This window comes from Oscillibacter sp. CAG:155 (assembly GCA_000436875.1).
Lineage (GTDB): Bacteria > Bacillota > Clostridia > Oscillospirales > Oscillospiraceae > Oscillibacter.
This window is the reverse complement of the sequence record FR890910.1, coordinates 1-6,320: the sequence shown is the minus strand read 5'-3', so window position 1 is coordinate 6,320 and position 6,320 is coordinate 1. Positions and strand designations below refer to the sequence as shown.

At 60.4% G+C, this 6,320-nt stretch carries 4 protein-coding genes and 1 other annotated feature; all 4 genes read left to right on the top strand.

Annotation, left to right across the window (positions count from 1 at the left end):
- A partial coding sequence (locus QZL67_RS06030) for an adenylosuccinate synthetase (protein WP_292919979.1) occupies positions 1–631 on the top strand: 631 nt, incomplete at its 5' end.
- 168 nt (positions 632–799) lie between these two features.
- The gene (gene purB, locus QZL67_RS06025; protein WP_022289849.1) at positions 800–2,218 is read left to right on the top strand and encodes an adenylosuccinate lyase; all 1,419 of its coding nucleotides are present in this window, start codon (positions 800–802) and stop codon (positions 2,216–2,218) included.
- A gap of 189 nt (positions 2,219–2,407) precedes the next feature.
- Positions 2,408–2,652, top strand: a binding site (T-box leader).
- Between the two features lie 46 nt (positions 2,653–2,698).
- Entirely contained in the window at positions 2,699–4,279 is a 1,581-nt protein-coding gene (gene asnB, locus QZL67_RS06020; protein ID WP_022289848.1) for an asparagine synthase B, read from the top strand.
- A 100-nt stretch (positions 4,280–4,379) separates the two neighbouring features.
- A partial coding sequence (locus QZL67_RS06015) for a glutamine synthetase III (RefSeq protein WP_292919977.1) occupies positions 4,380–6,320 on the top strand: 1,941 nt, incomplete at its 3' end.

Here is a 6,320-nt window from a genome sequence, read left to right as displayed (position 1 = left end):
GGGAAAGAGCATCCTCTTCGAGGCACAGCTGGGTTCCCTGCGTGACCTGGACTACGGCATTTATCCCATGACCACTTCCTCCAACCCCATCGCCGCCTATGCGCCTGTGGGCTCCGGCTATCCCGAGGCCAAGATCGACAAGGTGGTGGGCGTGGTAAAGGCCTACTCCTCCTGCGTGGGTGAGGGCCCCTTCACCTGCGAGTGGTTCGGCGAAGAGGCGGAGCAGCTCCGCCAGGCCGGTGCGGAATACGGCGCCAAGACGGGCCGTCCCCGCCGCGTGGGCCCCATCGACATCGTGGCCACCCGCTACGGCGTGCAGTGCCAGGGTGCCACAGACATCGCCCTGACCAAGCTGGACGTGCTCAGCTATATGGACAAGATCCCTGTCTGCGCCCACTATGAGCTCCGTGGCCAGCAGACCGACGAGTTCCCCTTCCCCTCCCTGCTGCCCGAGGCCAAGCCCGTGATGGAGTACATGCCCGGCTGGAAGTGCGACATCTCCGGCGTCCGGAAGTGGGAGGACCTGCCCAAGGAGGCTCGGGATTACGTAGAGTACGTGGAGCGGGAAATCGGCTGCCACATCACCTATGTCTCCGTAGGTCCCGAGCGGGATTCCATCATCATCCGGTAATCCTTCGAGGGGGAGCCTGCTCGCACCGCTGCGGCATTGCGATCGCCGCTTTTCCCTCGATCTCCCTATCATAAATCGCTTCGCCTCCGGCGAAACAGACTGTACTCTCTGGAGGCACCCATTTGGGTGCCTCCTTACTTTTAAATCGAAGAAAGGTGGACCTCTACCATGTCCAAAGACCGCTACGAATCCCCCCTGGCGTCCCGGTACGCCTCCGATTTCATGCTGCACCTGTTCTCCGCCGACAAGCGCATCCAGACCTGGCGGCGGCTGTGGGTGGCTCTGGCCCGGGCGGAACACAACCTTGGCCTCCCCGTCACGGAAGAGCAGGTTGCCGAGCTGGAAGCCCATATCACCGACATCGACTATGAGACCGCCGCCCAGCGGGAGAAGGAAGTGCGTCACGACGTGATGGCCCACGTCTACACCTACGGCAAGGCCGCTCCCTCCGCCGCCGGCATCATCCACTTGGGCGCCACCAGCTGCTATGTCACCGACAATGCGGATCTCGTGATCTACCGGGAAGGGCTTCAGTATCTCCGGGGTGAGCTGCTGGCGGTGCTGGGCAACCTGAGCGCATTTGCTGAGAAGTACAAGGCCACCCCTACTCTGGGCTATACCCACTATCAGCCCGCCCAGCTGGTGACGGTGGGCAAGCGGGCCACCCTCTGGATGCAGGATTTGATGGCCGACCTGGAGGAACTGGACTTCGTTCTCTCCCACATGAAATTTCTGGGCTGCCGGGGTACCACCGGCACCGAGGCCAGCTTCATGGACCTCTTTGAGGGCGACGGCTCTAAGATCGACGAGATGAACCGTCAGATCAGCGCCGAGTTCGGCTTTGACACCTGCTTTGCGGTCTGCGGCCAGACCTATCCCCGGAAGGTGGACAGCCGTATCCTGAACTGCCTGTCCTCTATCGCTCAGAGCTGCTACCGCATGGCAAACGACATTCGCCTTCTGCAGCACGACCGGCAGGTGGAAGAGCCCTTCGAGAAAAACCAGATCGGCTCCAGCGCCATGGCCTACAAGCGCAACCCCATGCGCTCCGAGCGGATCTGCTCCCTGTCCCGGTATCTGATGGCCGACGCCATGAACGCCCCCATGACCGCCAGCGTGCAGTGGCTGGAGCGGACCCTGGACGACTCCGCCAACCGCCGCATCTCCATGCCGGAAGGATTCCTGTGCGCCGACGCCATTTTGCGTCTGGCCCAGAACGTCACCGACGGGCTCCACGTCAATGAAAAGGTGGTGGACGCCACCGTACGGGAGTACCTGCCCTTCATCGCTACGGAAAACCTGATGATGGAGGCCGTCAAGCGGGGCGGCAACCGCCAGGAGCTCCACGAGATCATCCGCACCAACTCCATGGCCGCCACCGCCCAGATGAAGGAGGGCAAGAAGTGTGACCTCCTGGCCCGGCTGGCCGCCGAGCCCGCCTTCGGCATGACGGAGGCGGAGATGGAAGCTGTCCTCACTCCCTCCGCCTATATCGGCCGCTGCCCGGAGCAGGTGGACGCATTTCTGGCCCAGGTCCGTCCCCTGTTGGCGGACGCCAGCACGGAAAAGCCGGAAATCAACCTGTAATCTTCGATTTGCCCAGCCCCACAGACGGCTTTTTGCCGTCTGCGGGGCCCTTTTGTGCCATGGATTCCGCCCCGCTTTTCCATCACTCCCGAAAAATTTTACCGCTGTAGACACCAGTTTTTGTAAATTCTGATATTGACAGCACTCCGCATCCAGTGGTAAACTCCAACCATTAAAACTAAACCATCGGCAACGGCGTTGATGGAGAAAAGTACCGCAGACGTTCCGTCTCAGTGAGCGGGGGGCAGTGGAAACCCCGTACAAAGAATCTGTGGGAAGAACACTCCGTAGCTGCAATCTGAACGCGGGCAACCGCCAGTAAGTGCGACGAGTTGTGATCGTTACATCACACGGGCTTGTTGGAGCCTTGAAAAGTGGTCCCTTCACGGGGGCAAATTAGGTGGCACCGCGGATTGCAGCTATTCGTCCTAAAATTTTTTTAGGATGTAGCTGCGTTTTTTATCCGGAGGTGCTTTTTTCATGTGTGCAATTATGGGATTTTCCAAAAAAACTCTGCCCAAGGAAGCGATCGGGGAGTACTTTGACCGCACCCTCTCCCGGGGTCCTGATATGTCCCGCATCATCGAGACCCCCAGCGGGTATCTGTGCTTCCACCGGCTGGCCATCATGGGCCTGACGGAGGCAGGCATGCAGCCCTTCCAGCTGGGCGACGACTTTGTGGTCTGCAACGGCGAGATCTACGGTTTCCGCGCCATCAAGCGCAAGCTCAGTGAGAAGTACGAATTCCGCAGCGGCAGCGACTGCGAGATTCTGCTGCCCCTGTTCCGGGAATACGGCCTCTCCATGTTCTCCCGGCTGGACGCGGAATTCGCCATGATCATCTACGACTCCATGAGCGACTCTCTGATCGCCGCCCGGGACCCCATCGGCATCCGTCCCCTGTTCTATGGCTACGACAGCGCCGGTGCCATCGTCTTTGCCAGCGAGGCCAAAAACCTGGTGGGCCTCTGCAAGGAGATCTTCCCCTTCCCGCCGGGCCACTATTACGCTTTCGGCAAATTCGTCCGCTATGCGGACCTCACCACCGTCAAGTCCTACTCCACCGACGATCTGGAAACGGTGTGCAAAAACATCCGTACCAAGCTGATCGCCGGTGTGGATAAGCGGCTGGACGCAGACGCCCCGCTGGGCTTCCTGCTCTCCGGCGGACTGGACTCCTCCCTGGTATGTGCCATCAGCTCCGTCGTGCTGGGCAAGAAGATCCGCACGTTCGCCATCGGCATGGACACCGACGCCATCGACCTCAAGTACGCCCGGGAGGTGGCCGACTACATCGGCGCCGACCATACGGAGGTCTATATGACTCGTGAGCAGGTGCTGGACTCCCTGGAAGAAGTCATCGCCATGCTGGGCACCTGGGACATCACCACCATCCGGGCCAGCATGGGTATGTACCTTTGCTGCAAGGCCATCCATGAGCAGACCGACATCCGGGTGCTGCTGACCGGCGAGATCTCCGACGAGCTCTTCGGCTACAAGTACACCGACTACGCCCCCAGCGCCCAAGCCTTCCAGATGGAGTCCAAAAAGCGGGTGGATGAGCTTTACATGTACGACGTGCTCCGGGCAGACCGGTGCATCTCCGTCAACTCTCTGGAGGCCCGGGTCCCCTTCGGCGATCTGGACTTTGTCCGCTACGTCATGAGCGTGGACCCCAAGCTCAAGCTCAACACCTACAACATGGGCAAATACCTGCTGCGCCATGCCTTTGAAAAGGACCATCTGCTGCCGGACGACATCCTCTGGCGTCAGAAGGCCGCCTTCTCCGATGCCGTGGGCCACTCCATGGTGGACGACCTGAAGGCCTACGCTGAGGAGAAATACACCGACGATGAGTTCGAGCGGCTGCGCAAAAAGTATGATTACTGTACGCCCTTCACCAAGGAGAGCCTGCTCTACCGGGAGATTTTTGAAAAGTACTACCCCGGTCAGGCCCGGATGATCCAGGACTTCTGGATGCCCAACAAGGCCTGGGAGGGCTGCAACGTAGACGACCCCTCGGCCCGGTGTCTGGCAAACTACGGTGAGAGCGGCCGGTAATCCCGCAGAAAATTAGAAGTATTACCTATTGTCTTTCCATCGTTTTATGATAGGATAACCTTAGTCATATATTTGAGAGAAAATTGAAGGAGGAACCAGTATGAGCGCCACCATGAAACTTCCTGAACTGTTCGGCAGTCTGGTCTTTAACGAGGAGACCATGAAAGAGCGGCTTTCCACCGCCTCTTACAGCGCCTGGAAACGCTGCATCACCGACGGCACCTCTCTGGACATCGGCACCGCCAATGAGATTGCCGAGGCCATGAAGCAGTGGGCCGTGGAGAAGGGAGCCACCCACTACACCCATTGGTTCCAGCCCATGACCGGCGTCACCGCCGAGAAGCATGACAGCTTCATCTCCCCTGTGGGCGGCGGCAAGATCATCATGGAGTTCTCCGGCAAGGAGCTGGTCCGGGGCGAGCCCGACGCCTCCTCCTTCCCCTCCGGCGGCCTGCGCGCCACCTTTGAGGCCCGGGGCTACACCGCTTGGGACCCCACCTCCTTCGCCTTTATCAAAGAGGGCTCTCTGTGCATCCCCACCGTCTTCTGCTCCTACTCCGGCGAAGCGCTGGACAAGAAGACTCCCCTACTGCGGTCCATGGACGAGGTAAGCCGTCAGGCCATCCGGATTCTGCGGCTCTTCGGCGACACGGAGACCAAGCGTGTCACCGCCCAGGTGGGTCCCGAGCAGGAGTATTTCCTGGTAGATAAGGAGCTCTACAAGCAGCGGGAGGACCTGCGCTTCTGCGGCCGGACGCTGTTCGGCGCCAAGCCCCCCAAGGGCCAGGAGCTGGAGGATCACTACTTCGGCGCCATCAAGCCCCGGGTCGCCGCGTACATGAAGGACCTGGACGAGACCCTCTGGGCCCTGGGCGTCCTCAGCAAGACCAAGCACAACGAAGTGGCGCCCTCTCAGCACGAGATGGCCCCCATCTACTCCGACGCCAACACCGCCTGCGACCAGAACCAGCTGGCCATGGAGGTCATGAAGAAGGTGGCCGACCGCCACGGTCTGGTGTGCCTGCTGCACGAAAAGCCCTTTGCCGGCGTCAACGGCTCCGGCAAGCACGACAACTGGTCCCTGTCCACCGACAGCGGCAAGAACCTCTTCAAGCCCGGCTCCACGCCCAGCCAGAACGCCCAGTTCCTGCTGTTCCTGGCCGCCTTCATCAAGGGCGTGGATGACTATCAGGACTTCCTGCGGGCCACCGTGGCCTTCCCCGGCAATGACCACCGTCTGGGCGCTCAGGAGGCTCCTCCCGCCGTACTGTCCATCTTCCTGGGCGACGAGCTGGGCGGCGTAGTGGATTCCATCATCAAGGGCACGGAGCACAAGGATTCCGGCAAGCGGACGCTGGAGGTCGGCGTGGACGTGCTGCCCGCCATTCCCCAGGACAACACCGACCGCAACCGCACCTCTCCCATGGCCTTCACCGGCAACAAGTTCGAGTTCCGGATGCTGGGTTCCTCCCAGTCCATCTCCGGCCCCAATATCGCTCTGAACACCATCATGGCCGAGGAGCTCAAGCAGTTTGCCGATGAGCTGGAGACCTCCAAGGACTTCCAGTCCGATCTGCAGAAGCTCATCAGAAAGACCCTTACCGAGCATCAGCGGATTATCTTCAACGGCAACGGCTATGACGACGCCTGGATCGCCGAGGCCGAGAAGCGCGGCCTTTCCAACCTGGCCTCCACGGCGGATGCCCTGCCCATGTACACTGCCAAGAAGAACATGGACCTGTTCATCAAGCACGGCATCTACACCAAGGAAGAAATCGAGGCCCGTGCCGAGATCCACATTGAAAACTACTCCGCCGTCATCTCCATTGAGGCCAAGACCATGGTGGATATGATCCGTCATCAGATCCTGCCCGCTGTTTCCCGCTACGCCTCCGATCTGTGCCAGCGGGCTGCCAGCAAGGACGGCATGGGCGTTGCCTGCAAGTATGAGACCTCCACTGCCAAGGAAATCGGCAAGCTCACCGACACGCTGCTCTCCGCCTGCGACAAGATGGAGCAGGACCTGGAGAAGATGCCTGCC